We start from the raw sequence: 13,162 nt of genomic DNA on the forward strand, positions 1-13,162 counted from the left end.
GAAGCCGCTGCGCTTACTGCGCAGGGGCCTGGGCCTGCGGTGGTGGCTCCGCCGATGCCGACGGTTGTTGCTGCTGCGGCGGCATCACCACCGCCGGCATCGTGGCCGGCAACGGCCCGGCCGGCGCAGGTGACGAAACCACCGGCACGCCGGCGGGCTGCGTCGGAAGCCCCATGCTCAGCGGCGCACGCACCGGCAGTTGCAGCGTGAAGGCCGCGGGCCCGTTGAGCTGGACACCGAGCGTGGCCGCCCGCACACCCACCGACTGCAGCACATAGCTCTCGCCGACCTTCGAGCCCACGCGGAACGGCCGCGGCGGCTTGCCATCGATGGAGATCAGCGCCGCCCCCTGGTTCGACGGGTCCGCCACCACGCCCGACAGCGCGAAGCGGCTCGCGGCCTCCGGCGCCACGGGGGCGTTGGACGTCACCGTGACCACGCCCAGCAAGCGGGCCACCGCCTCGGCATCGGCCGCGACCGGTGCGCGCGGCATCGCGGCGGCTGCCGCCACGGCGTCGGCCGGCGAAGCCAGTCGCAGCGCCCAGAACACCGCGGCGCCTGCGGCCAACGCCCAAAGCCCCGTCGTTGCAAGTGGGGCATGCCAGCGGGCCGCAGAGTAAGGACTTGTCATGGCCGCGGATTATCATGCAGCGCGCCTACCGTCTCATGTCCCCGCAAGCTATGAACAAAATCATTCGTTCCGTCTCCCGCACCGCACAGCGCGGCTTCACGCTGATCGAACTCATGGTGGTGCTTGTCATCATCGGCGTGCTCGCTGCGCTGATCGTGCCGAACGTGATCGAGCGCGCGGACGATGCCCGCGTCACCGCCGCCCGCACCGACATCAACAACCTGATGCAGGCGCTCAAGCTGTACCGCCTCGACAACCAGCGCTACCCGACGTCCGAGCAGGGCCTGCAGGCGCTGCTGACCCGCCCCACCGCAGGCCCGGCCGCGCCCAACTGGAAGCCCTACGTCGAGAAGCTGCCCAACGACCCGTGGGGCCACCCCTACCAGTACATGAACCCCGGCATCAAGGGCGAAATCGATGTGCTCTCCTTCGGCGCCGACGGACAGAGCGGCGGCGAGGGCAAGAATGCCGACATCGGCAGCTGGCAGTAAGCGCATCGCCCCCGATCGCGTTCCGTCGCCGTCGCCTCGCGCGGTGGGCGGCTTCACGCTGCTGGAGCTGATCGTGGTGATCGCGATCATCGCCATCGCGACCGCCAGCGTGAGCTTCGCGATGCGCGACACCAACGCCGCAGCGCTCGACCGCGAGGCCGACCGCCTGGCCGCCCTGCTCGAATCGGCCCGTGCCCAATCGCGCGCCAGTGGCGTCATGGTGCGCTGGCGCCAGGTCGACGGCGGCGGCTTCGTCTTCGATGGCCTGCCCGCAGACGCCTTGCCCACCGGCTGGACCCACGCGGGCATCACGGCCCAGGCCGCGCTGGCCGGCGGCACGCCCGTGGCGGCGCTGCAGCTCGGGCCCGATCCGATCATCCCCGCGCAGCAGGTCATGCTCCACAGCGAAGGCCCGCCCGCGCGCGTGCTGCGGGTCGCCACCGACGGGCTGCGGCCCTTCACCGTGTTCGCCGTGCCATGAGACGGCCACCGCAGCGCGCAGGCTCCCTCCGCGGCTTCACGCTGGTCGAGGTGCTGATCGCGCTGGGCATCGTCGCGCTCGCGCTTGCCGCCGGCTCGCAGGCCACGATGTCGCTCACGCGCAATGCGCAGCGCCAGTCCGATCTCGTGCTCGCCGGCATGTGCGCCGAGAACGAACTGGCCAAGGCACGCCTGTCGCGGCAGATGCCGGCCATCGGCGACTCGGGCTCGATCTGCCTGCAGGCCGGCCTCACCTTCCTCGTGACGACCACGACCGTGCCCACGCTCAACCCGAACTTCCGGCGCGTGGACGTGCAGGTGCGCGACGAAGGCAGTGCGCCGTTGCTGCGCGTTTCGACCGTGGTGGGACGCGTCTGATGAGGCGAAACCGCAAGCCTTCGCGCGCACACGGCCTCAGCGGCTTCACGCTGATCGAGCTGCTGGTCGCCATCGCCGTGATGGCGCTGCTCGCGCTGGTGAGCTGGCGCGGCCTGGACAACATGTCGCGCGCCACCACGCACAACCAGCTGCGCGCCGACGCGGTGCTCACGCTGCAGGCCACGCTCGCGCAATGGAGCGCCGACCTCGATGCCATCACCCTGCTCGCGCAGACCCGCCCGATCGACTGGGATGGCCGCGTGCTGCGCATGACGCGCCGCGGCAGCGACACCAGCACGCCGACCGTGCAGGTCGTCGCCTGGACGCTGCGCCCCGGCGCCGACGGCACGCGCTGGCGGCGTTGGCAGTCGGCACCCTTCACCACGCGCGGCGAATGGGTGCAGGCCTGGAACCTCGCAGCCTCCTGGGCGCAGGACGGCGCCGCGCCTGCCGGCGGCGCCACCGACGTCGCGCTGATGCCGGTCAACAGCTGGCAGCTCGCGTACTTCCGCAACAACATCTGGGTGCCGGCAGAGCCGCTGCCGGTCGCGGCGGCGAACCCGGCCAACCCGGCCGGCGCACTGATCGCCATGCCCGACGGCGTGCGGCTGGTGCTGACCCTGCCGCCCGGCGACGGGCTCTCGGGCACGCTCACGCGCGACTGGGTCCGGCCGACGCTCGGGGGGCCGCGCTCGTGACCGCTCCACGAGCCCATCGCACGGCGGGCGCACATCGCCAACGCGGCGCCGCGCTGCTCGCCGCCATGCTGACCGTGATGCTGGTCGCCACCTTCTCCGCCGCCGCGCTCTGGCAGCAGTGGCGCGCCGCCGAGGTCGAAGGCGCCGAGCGTGCGCGCGTGCAGGCGGCCTGGGTGCTGATCGGCGCGCTCGACTGGTCGCGCCTGATCCTGGGCGAGGACGGCCGCGCCGGCGGCCCCGACCACCTCGGCGAACCGTGGGCCGTGCCGCTCGAGGAGGCGCGCCTCACCAGCTTCCTCTCGGCCGAGAAGAACGTGGCGAGCGACAACCTCGAAGGCCTGCCCGATGCCTTCCTGTCGGGCCGCATCGTCGACGCGCAGTCCAAGCTCAACGTGCTGTCGCTGGTAGACGCCGGCAAGCCGGTGCCAGCCAGCGTCGCCACCTTCACCCGCCTCTTCAACCTGCTCGGCCTGCCAGCGGGGGAGCTCACACAGATGACCACGCGGCTCGCGAGCGCGCTCGCCACCGGCAGCGTCGACGCTGCCTCCAGCGGTGGCGGCAGCGGTGGTGCCGATGCCAGCGCCGACACCGGCGCCGCGCCGCTGATGCCGCAGGAAGTCTCGCAACTGGTGTGGCTCGGCCTCTCGCCCGCCACCGCTGCCGCGCTCGAGCCCTACGTGACGATCCTGCCGGAGCGCACCACGCTCAACCTCAACACGGCCAGCGCCGAGGCCATCAGCGCGAGCGTCGAGTCGCTGGGCATCGCCAGCGCGCGCCAGCTCGTGGAGCGGCGCACGCGCTCCTTCTTCAAGAACATCGAGGAGGCCAACGCCGGCCTGCCCAGCGGCGGCTCGCGCTTCAACGCGGCCCAGCACGGCGTGGGCACCCAGTATTTCGAGGTGTACGGCCGGTTGCGGCTCGATCGCACCTGGGTCGAGGAACACTCGCTGCTCCTTCGCAAGGGCCTGGCCGTCACCACCGTCTGGCGCACCCGTGGCGCCGGCGCCACCACGCCCCCGGCAAAACCCTGAGTCCCGTTTACTTTTGTCTGATCAAAACACCGTCAAACGCACGTAGTCTCTGCAAGGTATGCTATACAAACAATAGCAACAACTTGTAAGCCACCCTCCTACAATCACCGGCTTTTCCGACATCCCCACATGACCCCGTTGCTGCTCATTGCCCCCCTCCCTCCGGCCGATGCCGCGGGCGAGTACGACTGGGCCCAGGCCGGTGAGGACGGCATCGCCCTGCGCGACCAGGGCCGTGCGCTGCTCACGCTGCTGCCGTCGAGCCCCGAGGTCACGCTCGGCATCCCGTCCGCGGCGCTGTCGTGGCACCGCGTCACGCTGCCCAAGGGCAGCATGGGCAGCACCTCGAAGCTGCGCGCCGTGCTCGACGGCCTGCTCGAAGAACACCTGCTCGACGAACCGGAAACCCTGCACTTCGCGCTCGCGCCCGACGCCAAGGCCGGCGAGCCGGTATGGGTCGTGGCCTGCAACCGCATCTGGCTGCGCAGCGTCGTGCAGGGGCTCGAAGCCGCCGGCCGGCGCGTCGTGCGCATCGTTCCCGAATTCACGCCGCAGCCGGTCGACGCGCCGCCGCTGCTGCTGGTCACAGGCGAGCCCGAGGCGCCGCAGCTCACGGTCTGCGACAGCGACGGCGTGGTCTCGCTGCCGCTGGCCGGTGCGGGACTGGCCCTGTCGAACGGCTTGCCGCTGGACACCGCCGTGATCAGCACCGAGCCCGCCGTCGCCGAAGCGGCCGAGCACCTGCTGCAACGCCGCGTGCCGATCGTGCAGGCGCCGCAGCGCTGGCTGCACGCCACGCGCACGCCCTGGGAGCTCGCGCAGTTCGACCTCGCCGTGACGGGCCGCGCGCGCGCCGGCAAGAAGTTCGCCTCGGTGCTGCAGGCGCTGCGCTTCGCGCCCGAATGGCGCGCCGCGCGCTGGGGCGTCGTGGTGCTGCTGCTGACTCAATTGATCGGCCTGAACGCCTGGGCCTGGAAGGAGCGCAACGCGCTCGAGTCCAAGCGCCAGGCCACGCGCGCCATCCTGACGCAGACCTTCCCCTCGGTGAAGATCGTGGTCGACGCGCCGCTGCAGATGGGCCGCGAGGTCGCCGCGCTGCAGCAGGCCGTGGGCGACGTGGCCCCGAGCGATTTCGAACCCATGGTCGGCGCCATCGCCGCCACCTTGCCTGCGGGGCGCTCCCCCAGCGCCATCGACTTCAGCGCCGGCCAGTTGCGCCTGCGCGGCCTCGGACTGCAGCCGCAGGAGGTCACGCAGATCACCAGCGCGCTGTCGCCGCGCGGCTACCAGGTGCGCACCGAGGGCGATCTGCTGCTGGTGCAGGCCGAGGCCAACCGATGAACTTCAGCGAACAACTCAAGGCCCGCTGGGCCGTCCTCGGGATGCGCGAGCGCCGCATGGTGATCGCCGCCATCGCGCTGGTGGCACTGGCCTTGCTCTGGTGGATCGCGCTCGCCCCCGCGCTGCGCACGCTGGCCGCGGCACCGGCCGAACACGCACGGCTCGACGCCGAGCTGCAGCAGATGGCCACCTTGCAGAACCGCGCGAAGGCGCTGCAGTCGCAACCCCGCCTGGCGCGCGACGATGCACTGCGCGCGCTCGAGACCTCGGTGCGCGACGGCCTGGGCGTTGCCAACGCCCAGCTCATGACGGCCGGCGGCGACGGTGCCGCCACCGTCACGTTGCGCGGCGCGCCCGCCCAGGGCCTGGCGCAATGGATCGCACAGGCGCGCGGCAATGCCCATGCGGTGCCGCGCGAAGTGCACCTGACGCGCGCCCCCGTCGCACCGCCGCCGCCGGGCGCCAAGCCCGCGCCCGCCACGCCCGACCAACCTCCGCAACCCCGCTGGGACGGCACGCTCGTGATGGCGTTGCCCGCCCCGCGCTGAAGCAGCACGCACCGCACGGCATGGCGAGACGCCCCCCGGTCCCCGATCTCCAGCCGCGCCGCGGCAGCTGGCGCTGGGCCGTGCTCGGCGCCGCCACCGGCGTGCTGGTCGCGGTCGTGCTGTTCGCGCCGGCGCGCTGGCTCGCATCGGCGCTGTCGGGCTGGACGCAGGGCCGCCTGCTGCTGGTCAACCCACGCGGCACGGTCTGGAACGGCACCGCCGCCGTCGTGTTCGCCAGCGGCGCCGGCGGCACACAGGCCGTGTCGCTGCCCGGCCTCCTGAACTGGCGCATGTGGCCGAACTGGCGCGGCCTCTCGGCGCGCCTGGACCTCTCCTGCTGCGCGGCGCAGCCCCTGGGCCTGCGCGCCAGCCCGCGCGCCAACGGCCTGCAACTCGAATGGCAGGACGCCCGCTCGCGCTGGCCCGCCACGCTGCTCACTGGCCTGGGTGCGCCCTGGAACACCCTCAAGCTCGAAGGCGCGCTCGACCTGAACACCCGCGCCTTCGCGATGCAGTGGGACGGCCCCGCGCTGCGCATCGCGGGCCAGGCCACGCTCGACGCCACCGATGTGTCCTCCAGCCTGTCGACCCTGCGGCCGATGGGCAGCTACCGCCTGTCGCTCGAAGGCGGCACGCGCCCCACCTTGCTGCTGAGCACGCGCGAAGGCAGCCTCGAACTGAACGGCAGCGGCGACTGGAGCGGCACCGCGTTGCGCTTCAACGGCGAAGCCAGCGCGGCACCGGGCCGCGAAGACGCACTTTCCAATTTGTTGAACATCATCGGGCGGCGCGACGGTGCGCGCTCGATCATCACCCTGGGTTGATCCGACCATGAAGAAGCCTCTGTCCTCGTCCGGCGCCCGCCCCGGCCTCATCGCGCTGGCGGTACGCCTGCTGATTGCCGCGTCGTTCGTGCCGGTCCTGCCGGCCGCCTATGCGCAGACCGGCGACGCCCCGCGGCGCGGCGAACCGATCACGCTCAACTTCGCCGCCGCCGACATCGAAGCCGTGGCGCGCACCATGGCCGTGGTCACCGGTCGCGACGTGGTGGTCGATCCGCGCGTGAAGGGCACCATGAACCTGGTCACCGACCGGCCGCTGCAGCCGGCCGCGGCCTTCAACCAGTTCGCCGCCGCGCTGCGCCTGCAGGGCTTCGCGGTGGTCGAGGCCGACGGCCTGTACAAGGTCGTGCCCGAGGCCGACGCCAAGCTGCAGACCAGCACCGTCAACACCTCCATCAGCGGTGCCAGCTCGGCCGCGGGCAACCAGATCGTCACGCAGATCTTCCGGCTGAACTACGAGTCGGCCAACAGCCTGCTGCCGGTGCTGCGCCCGCTGATCCCGCCGAACAACACCATCAACGTGAACCCGGGCAACAACTCGCTCGTGATCACCGACTACGCGGACAACATGCGCCGGCTGGCGCGCATCATCGCGTCGCTCGACGTGCCCAACGCGTCCGACATCGAGGTCATCCAGCTCAAGCACTCGGTGGCCACCGACATGGTGCCGCTGGTCACGCGGCTGGTCGACGGCGGTGGTGCCACGGGCGCGCCAGGCGCCGCGCCGGGTGCGGCCGACGCGTCGTTCCGCACCACGCTGATGGCCGACCCGCGCAGCAACTCGCTGATCCTTCGCGCCGCCAACCCGGCGCGCGCGCAGCTCGTGCGCACGCTGGTCGAGAAGCTCGACCGTGCGCCGGCGGAAAGCAGCAACGGCGCGGCCGGCAACATCTATGTGGTCTACCTGAAGAACGCCGATGCGGTGCGCCTGGCGGCCACGCTGCGCGCGGCCATGGCCGCGAGCCAGCAGCAATCGCAGGTGCCGGGCGCGCCCGGGGCCCAGGGCAGCGCCGGTTCGTCGGTGCCGCCCGCCAGCATGCCGATGACGCAGACCAGCTTCGGCGGCAACAACACCCAGGGCGGTGGTTCTGCCGCGGCCAACGCGCCGCTGAACAACGCCAACCAGCCGTCCACCGGCGGCCAGATCCAGGCCGACCCGAGCACCAACTCGCTCATCATCACCGCGCCCGAGCCGCAGTACCGCCAGATGCGCGCCGTGATCGACAAGCTCGACGGCCGCCGCGCGCAGGTGATGATCGAGGCGCTCATCGTCGAGGTCAGCGCCAAGAAGGCCGCCAACTTCGGCGTGCAGTGGCAAAGCGCGCTGGGCAACAACGCCGTCATCGGCACCAACTCCAGCCTGGCCAGCGCCAACATCCTGGCGCTGACGCAGGCCCTGGCCACGCGCGACGTGGCCGGCGTGCGGCCCTCCACCGGCCTGAACCTGGGCATCGCCGGCAAGATCGGCGGCCAGTACATCCTGGGCGCCATCGCCAACTTCTTCAACAGCGACGGCGACGCCAACGTGCTGTCCACGCCCAACCTGCTCACGCTGGACAACGAGGAAGCCAAGATCGTCATCGGCCAGAACGTGCCCTTCGTGACCGGCCAGTACGCCAGCACCTCGGGTTCGGTCGGCATCAACCCGTTCACCACGGTGGAGCGCAAGGACGTGGGCCTCACGCTGCGCGTGCGCCCGACCATCAACGAGAACGGCACCGTGAAGATGACCATCTTCCAGGAGACCTCGACGGTCGACCAGAACACGGTCAAGGACGTCAACGGCCCGACCACCAACAAGCGCTCCATCGAATCGAGCGTGCTGGTGGAAGACGGCGGCCTCGTGATGCTCGGCGGCCTGCTGTCGGACAACTACGGCAACACGGTCGAGAAGGTGCCGGTGGCGGGCGACATCCCGGTGCTGGGCAACCTGTTCAAGAACGAGGTGCGCACGCGCGACAAGAGCAACCTCATGATGTTCCTGCGCCCCGCCGTGATGCGCGACGGCGCCACGACCGAGGCTTTCGCCTACGACCGCTACGACGAGATCCGCGGCATGCAGCAGCGCACGCAGCCGAACACCGACAACATCATGCTGCGCGGTGTCGACTCGGCGCCCGTGCTGCCCGAGGCGCCGCTGGTGCGCATCAACCGCCTCAACAGCAACAACACCGACAGCGGCAAGAAAGCCGGCGAGACCCGCATGGAAGGCACGCAGCTCATCCCGCCGCCGCGCCCCGCCACCGACAACCGCCGGCTCGCGCCCAGCCCGCTGCGCGGCGCGCTGCCGCCCACGGCCGATCCGACCAGCTCGCGCGAGCTGCCCTGAGCACCGCCACGCACACGCCACCCATGCGCTACCCCCTGCCCTACGCGTTCGCACGCAGCCAGCAACTGCTGCTCGAAGAAGCGGACGACGGCCGCCACACGCTATGGATGTCTTCCCACCCGGCGCGCAGCGCGGTCGGTGAAGTGACCCGCAAGTACGGCGTGCAGGCCTTCGAGTTGCTCGACGACGGGCCGCTCGCCCAACGCATCAGCGCCGCCTACGCACAAGGCGAATCGAGCGCCGCCGCGGTGGTCAGCGAAGTGCAGAACGACGCCGACCTCTCGCGCATGATGCAGGAGCTGCCCGCGGTCGAAGACCTGCTGGCCAGCGCCGGCGACGCGCCCATCATCCGCATGCTGAACGCGCTGCTCACGCAGGCCGCGCGCGACGGCGCCAGCGACATCCACATCGAGCCCTACGAACGCACCTCGTCCGTGCGCTTTCGCATCGACGGCACGCTGCGCGAGGTGGTGCAGCCCAACCGCGCGCTGCATGCCGCGCTGATCTCGCGCCTGAAGATCATGGCCGACCTCGACATCTCCGAGAAGCGGCTGCCGCAGGACGGGCGCATCTCGCTGCGCATCGGCACGCGCGCAGTCGACGTGCGGGTGTCGACGCTGCCCAGCGCGCATGGCGAACGCGCCGTGCTGCGCCTCTTGGACAAGAGCGAATCGAAGCTCACGCTCGAATCGGTGGGCATGCAGGGCGACTCGCTGGAACGCTTCGAGAAGCTCATTGCGCAGCCGCACGGCATCATCCTCGTGACCGGGCCCACCGGCTCGGGCAAGACCACCACGCTGTACGCCGCGCTGGCCCGGCTCGACGCGAGCCGCAGCAACATCATGACGGTGGAAGACCCGATCGAGTACGAGCTGCCGGGCGTGGGCCAGACGCAGATCAACGCCAAGATCGAACTCACCTTCGCCAAGGCCCTGCGCGCCATCCTGCGGCAGGACCCCGACGTGATCATGATCGGCGAGATCCGCGACTTCGAGACCGCGCAGATCGCCATCCAGGCCTCGCTCACCGGCCACCTCGTGCTGGCCACGCTGCACACCAACGACTCGGTCAGCGCCGTCACGCGACTGACCGACATGGGCGTGGAACCCTTCCTGCTGAGCTCGTCGCTGCTCGGCGTGCTGGCCCAGCGCCTCGTGCGCAAGGTCTGCACGGCCTGCGGCGGCGCGGGCTGCGACGCCTGCGGCCAGACCGGCTACCAGGGCCGCACCGGCATCTTCGAGCTGCTGGTGGCCGACGACGACGTGCAGGCGCTGATCCACGGCAAGGCCGCGGAGAGCGCGCTGTTCGAAGCCGGCGCGCGCGGCGGCCTGCGCTCGATGCGCGAAGACGGCGAACGGCTGGTGCAGGCCGGCATCACTTCGCGCGCCGAACTCTTGCGCGTCACCCGCGAGTAGCGAGCCGACATGCCCGCCTATTCCTTCGAAGCCATCGATGCCAGCGGCCAGTCGCGCGAAGGCGTGCTCGAGGCCGACACCGCGCGCGCCGCGCGCGGCCTGCTGCGGGCGCAGGCGCTCATTCCGCTGTCGGTCAAGCCGGTCGGCAGCGACGCGGCCGGCGGTGGCGGCGGTGCGAGCAACGCGCTCACGCGCTGGCTCGGCGGCGGCAAGCGGGTCTTCAATTCGACGAACCTCGCGGTGTGGACTCGTCAGCTCGCCGGCCTCATCTCCGCTGGCCTGCCGCTGGAGCGCGCGCTCACGGCGCTCACCGACGAAGCCGAATCGGAACCGCAACGCAACCTCGTCGCCTCGCTGCGTGCCGAGGTCAACGCGGGCTCGCCCTTCGCACGCGCGCTGTCGGCGCACCCGCGCGAGTTCTCGCCCATCTACACCGCCGTGATCGGCGCCGGCGAGCAAAGCGGCAACCTCGGCCTCGTGCTCGAACGCCTGGCCGACGACCTCGAAGAACGCCAGGTGCTGCAGCAGAAGCTGATCGGCGCCGCGCTGTACCCGGCCATCGTCACGCTGGTGGCGATCGTGATCGTGATCTTCCTCGTGAGCTACGTGGTGCCGCAGGTGGCGCAGGTGTTCGCGGGCACCAAGCGCTCGCTGCCCTTCCTCACCACCGTGATGCTGTCGCTGAGCGCGGCCGTGCGCAACTACGGCTGGTGGATGCTGGGCGCCGTGGTGCTCGCGGCCATCGGTGCGCGCATCGCGCTGGCGCAGGAAGCCTTCCGCCTGAAGTTCGATGCCGCCTGGCTCAAGCTGCCGCTGGTCGGCAAGCTCGCGCGCGGCTACAACGCGGCGCGCTTCGCGAGCACGCTCGCCATGCTGGCCACGGCCGGCGTGCCGATCCTGCGCGCGCTGCAAGCGGCCTCCGAAACGCTGAGCAACCGTGCCATGCGCGCCGACGCGCTCGACGCGCTGGTGCTGGTGCGCGAAGGCGCGCCGCTGGCCTCCGCGCTGGCACAGAAAAAACGCTTCCCGGGGCTGGTGTCGATGTTCGCACGCCTGGGCGAGCAGACCGGCACGCTGCCCGTGATGCTGCAGCGCGCCGCCAACCAGCTGGGCGCCGAAGTGCAGCGCCGCGCGATGCACCTGGCCACCATCCTGGAGCCGCTGCTCATCGTCGCCATGGGCGGCGTGGTGATGCTCATCGTGCTGGCCGTGATGCTGCCGATCATCCAGCTGAACCAGTTCGTCAAATAGCGGGAGCCTCGCATGGCCAATCGGAGCTACCTGTTCGCCAGCCCTTTTGTTCCGGGTGCCAGTGCGGCAAGCGGCAGCGATGCGGGGCAGCTCAAGGGCCTCTCGGAGTGCTCCTACAACATCCCGCTGGTCTACCGGCTGCTGGTGTCGGTCGACGTGCAACGCTGCCCCTCGCTGATCTGGTCCATGCCTGAACCCACGGCACTCGTGGGCCGCGCCGGGCCGGGCCTCGACCGGCTCGAACAGTTCCTGGCCCGCATCGACCACCCCGCCATCGCACCGATGCGCGACCAGGCGCTCGACTTCCTGAACCGTCACGTCGACCGCAACGGCTACCTCTTCCTGGAGTGTGCCGAGGTCCTCACCATGAGCGATGAGTCGCTCGAGACACAGGCGGCGAGCCTGCTGCAGGGCGTGCAGACCATCGACGCCGAGATTGAAGCCGCACTGGCGCGCCTGGTCCCGCAGAAGAAAACCTTCTGGGACCGTGTCTTCACGCCGGCGCAGGAAAGCATCCAGGCGCCGCTGCGCGACCTGGGCCTGGGCTACTGGTCGGATACGCTCTACTTCTCGCTCAACGCAGCGTCCACCGACGACGACGCCTGAACCGCCGACCGAAACGCATCAAGCCATGCCAGTCACCCTCGAAGACAAACTCGTGGTCGCGATCTCCTCGCGCGCCCTGTTCAACCTCGAAGAAGAGAACCGCATCTTCGAGGCCGGCGACAACGAGGGTTACATGAAGCTGCAGCTGGACCGCATCGACGTGCCCGCGGCGCCCGGCATTGCGTATTCGCTGATCCGCAAGCTGCTGCGCTTCAACGACGACGGCGTGCAGCGCGTCGAGGTGGTCATTCTTTCGCGCAACGATCCGGTGTCGGGCATGCGCATCTTCAAGTCGAGCGCGGCGGCCGACATCAAGCTGCAGCGCGGCGTGTTCACCCAGGGCCGCCCGCCCTTCGGCTACCTGCGTCCGCTGCGCGCGCACCTGTTCCTGTCGGTCAACGCGCAGGACGTGCGCGAGGCGCTCGTGGCGGGCTTTCCGGCCGCGCGCGTGCTGGTCGAATCGGTCAAGGCCAGCGACGCGTGGCCCAACGAAGTGCGCATCGCCTTCGACGGCGATGCGGTGCTGTTCAGCGATGAAGCCGAGCGCGTGTTCCAGGCCGAAGGCCTCGACGCCTTCCAGGCGCACGAACTCAGCAAGGCCGACCTGCCGCTGCCCGAAGGCCCGTTCAAGCCACTGCTGATGGCGCTGCACCGGCTGCAGATGGCGGGCAATGCACAGATGCGCATCCGCACCGCGCTGGTTACGGCGCGCAGTGCGCCAGCGCACGAACGCGCGATCCGCACGCTCATGAAGTGGAACATCCGCGTCGACGAAGCGATGTTCCTCGGCGGTCTGCCCAAGGGCGAGTTCCTGCGCGAGTTCGAGCCCGACTTCTTCTTCGACGACCAGACCGGCCACGTCGACGCGGCCTCGCGGCATGTGCCTGCGGGGCACGTGGCCAGCGGCATCAGCAACGAGTCCTGAGCGCAGCGGCGCACCGCGCGCGCCGCACCCGCCACCACCGTTTTCGCATCGCGCACCCCTGCGGGGGTGGTGCGTTGTCACACGCGTTTCGTCCCACTGTCATCGCTCGTTCACTGCCGAGTAACGGGTTCTCCCTAGTCTTGTCGCCTGTCTGGTGCGCGGTGCCTTCGTGGCACTTTTTTTTTCGCACCGGCCT

Annotated in this window: 14 protein-coding genes; 13 read left to right on the forward strand and 1 reads right to left on the reverse strand. The window is 70.6% G+C overall.

Annotation, left to right across the window (positions count from 1 at the left end):
• Positions 1–13: 13 nt before the first annotated feature.
• Positions 14–631 carry a type II secretion system protein N gene (locus D3H34_RS16135; RefSeq protein ID WP_119554700.1) on the reverse strand — a complete coding sequence of 206 codons (618 nt, stop codon included), beginning with the start codon at positions 629–631 and terminating at the stop codon, positions 14–16.
• A gap of 50 nt (positions 632–681) precedes the next feature.
• On the opposite strand from D3H34_RS16135, the gene gspG reads away from it, so the two are divergent.
• The 13 genes from gspG (at position 682) to D3H34_RS16200 (ending at position 12,966) form a co-directional block, all read left to right on the forward strand.
• Positions 682–1,122, forward strand: coding sequence for a type II secretion system major pseudopilin GspG (gene gspG, locus D3H34_RS16140; RefSeq protein WP_119554702.1), 441 nt, complete (start codon positions 682–684; stop codon positions 1,120–1,122).
• Positions 1,097–1,603, forward strand: coding sequence for a prepilin-type N-terminal cleavage/methylation domain-containing protein (locus D3H34_RS16145; protein WP_119554704.1), 507 nt, complete (start codon positions 1,097–1,099; stop codon positions 1,601–1,603). The genes gspG and D3H34_RS16145 overlap by 26 nt, the downstream gene beginning before the upstream one ends.
• Positions 1,600–1,980, forward strand: coding sequence for a type II secretion system minor pseudopilin GspI (gene gspI / locus D3H34_RS16150; protein ID WP_119554705.1), 381 nt, complete (start codon positions 1,600–1,602; stop codon positions 1,978–1,980). The genes D3H34_RS16145 and gspI overlap by 4 nt, the downstream gene beginning before the upstream one ends.
• Complete coding sequence (locus tag D3H34_RS16155; RefSeq protein WP_119554707.1) at positions 1,980–2,678, forward strand: PulJ/GspJ family protein; 699 nt, start codon at positions 1,980–1,982, stop codon at positions 2,676–2,678. The genes gspI and D3H34_RS16155 overlap by 1 nt, the downstream gene beginning before the upstream one ends.
• Complete coding sequence (gspK, locus tag D3H34_RS16160; protein WP_119554709.1) at positions 2,675–3,709, forward strand: type II secretion system minor pseudopilin GspK; 1,035 nt, start codon at positions 2,675–2,677, stop codon at positions 3,707–3,709. The genes D3H34_RS16155 and gspK overlap by 4 nt, the downstream gene beginning before the upstream one ends.
• 129 nt (positions 3,710–3,838) lie before the next feature.
• The gene (gspL, locus tag D3H34_RS16165; RefSeq protein ID WP_119554711.1) at positions 3,839–5,050 is read left to right on the forward strand and encodes a type II secretion system protein GspL; all 1,212 of its coding nucleotides are present in this window, start codon (positions 3,839–3,841) and stop codon (positions 5,048–5,050) included.
• On the forward strand, positions 5,047–5,598 hold the full coding sequence (locus D3H34_RS16170) for a type II secretion system protein M (RefSeq protein WP_119554713.1): 552 nt from the start codon (positions 5,047–5,049) through the stop codon (positions 5,596–5,598). The genes gspL and D3H34_RS16170 overlap by 4 nt, the downstream gene beginning before the upstream one ends.
• A 20-nt stretch (positions 5,599–5,618) precedes the next feature.
• Positions 5,619–6,422, forward strand: a complete 804-nt coding sequence (gene gspN, locus D3H34_RS16175) for a type II secretion system protein N (protein ID WP_119554715.1) — start codon at positions 5,619–5,621, stop codon at positions 6,420–6,422.
• Between the two features lie 7 nt (positions 6,423–6,429).
• Positions 6,430–8,769, forward strand: a complete 2,340-nt coding sequence (gspD, locus tag D3H34_RS16180; RefSeq protein ID WP_119554717.1) for a type II secretion system secretin GspD — start codon at positions 6,430–6,432, stop codon at positions 8,767–8,769.
• Positions 8,770–8,792: 23 nt separating this feature from the next.
• Positions 8,793–10,184: a GspE/PulE family protein gene (locus D3H34_RS16185; protein ID WP_119554719.1), complete on the forward strand. Its 1,392-nt coding sequence runs from the start codon at positions 8,793–8,795 to the stop codon at positions 10,182–10,184.
• Between the two features lie 9 nt (positions 10,185–10,193).
• The gene (gene gspF, locus D3H34_RS16190; protein WP_119554721.1) at positions 10,194–11,435 is read left to right on the forward strand and encodes a type II secretion system inner membrane protein GspF; all 1,242 of its coding nucleotides are present in this window, start codon (positions 10,194–10,196) and stop codon (positions 11,433–11,435) included.
• A 12-nt stretch (positions 11,436–11,447) separates the two neighbouring features.
• Positions 11,448–12,041 carry a DUF7822 domain-containing protein gene (locus tag D3H34_RS16195; protein WP_119554724.1) on the forward strand — a complete coding sequence of 198 codons (594 nt, stop codon included), beginning with the start codon at positions 11,448–11,450 and terminating at the stop codon, positions 12,039–12,041.
• A 25-nt stretch (positions 12,042–12,066) separates the two neighbouring features.
• On the forward strand, positions 12,067–12,966 hold the full coding sequence (locus D3H34_RS16200; protein WP_119554726.1) for a 5'-nucleotidase: 900 nt from the start codon (positions 12,067–12,069) through the stop codon (positions 12,964–12,966).
• Positions 12,967–13,162 lie beyond the last annotated feature (196 nt).

This window comes from Acidovorax cavernicola, assembly GCF_003581445.1.

What these genes read in the sequence shown, in the direction of transcription:
- D3H34_RS16135 (WP_119554700.1), bottom strand. Translation starts at nt 631, where the DNA reads ATGACAAGTCCTTACTCTGCGGCCCGCTGGCATGCCCCACTTGCAACG.
- gspG (WP_119554702.1), top strand. Translation starts at nt 682, where the DNA reads ATGAACAAAATCATTCGTTCCGTCTCCCGCACCGCACAGCGCGGCTTC.
- D3H34_RS16145 (WP_119554704.1), top strand. Translation starts at nt 1,097, where the DNA reads ATGCCGACATCGGCAGCTGGCAGTAAGCGCATCGCCCCCGATCGCGTT.
- gspI (WP_119554705.1), top strand. Translation starts at nt 1,600, where the DNA reads ATGAGACGGCCACCGCAGCGCGCAGGCTCCCTCCGCGGCTTCACGCTG.
- D3H34_RS16155 (WP_119554707.1), top strand. Translation starts at nt 1,980, where the DNA reads ATGAGGCGAAACCGCAAGCCTTCGCGCGCACACGGCCTCAGCGGCTTC.
- gspL (WP_119554711.1), top strand. Translation starts at nt 3,839, where the DNA reads ATGACCCCGTTGCTGCTCATTGCCCCCCTCCCTCCGGCCGATGCCGCG.
- D3H34_RS16170 (WP_119554713.1), top strand. Translation starts at nt 5,047, where the DNA reads ATGAACTTCAGCGAACAACTCAAGGCCCGCTGGGCCGTCCTCGGGATG.
- gspN (WP_119554715.1), top strand. Translation starts at nt 5,619, where the DNA reads ATGGCGAGACGCCCCCCGGTCCCCGATCTCCAGCCGCGCCGCGGCAGC.
- gspD (WP_119554717.1), top strand. Translation starts at nt 6,430, where the DNA reads ATGAAGAAGCCTCTGTCCTCGTCCGGCGCCCGCCCCGGCCTCATCGCG.
- D3H34_RS16185 (WP_119554719.1), top strand. Translation starts at nt 8,793, where the DNA reads ATGCGCTACCCCCTGCCCTACGCGTTCGCACGCAGCCAGCAACTGCTG.
- gspF (WP_119554721.1), top strand. Translation starts at nt 10,194, where the DNA reads ATGCCCGCCTATTCCTTCGAAGCCATCGATGCCAGCGGCCAGTCGCGC.
- D3H34_RS16195 (WP_119554724.1), top strand. Translation starts at nt 11,448, where the DNA reads ATGGCCAATCGGAGCTACCTGTTCGCCAGCCCTTTTGTTCCGGGTGCC.
- D3H34_RS16200 (WP_119554726.1), top strand. Translation starts at nt 12,067, where the DNA reads ATGCCAGTCACCCTCGAAGACAAACTCGTGGTCGCGATCTCCTCGCGC.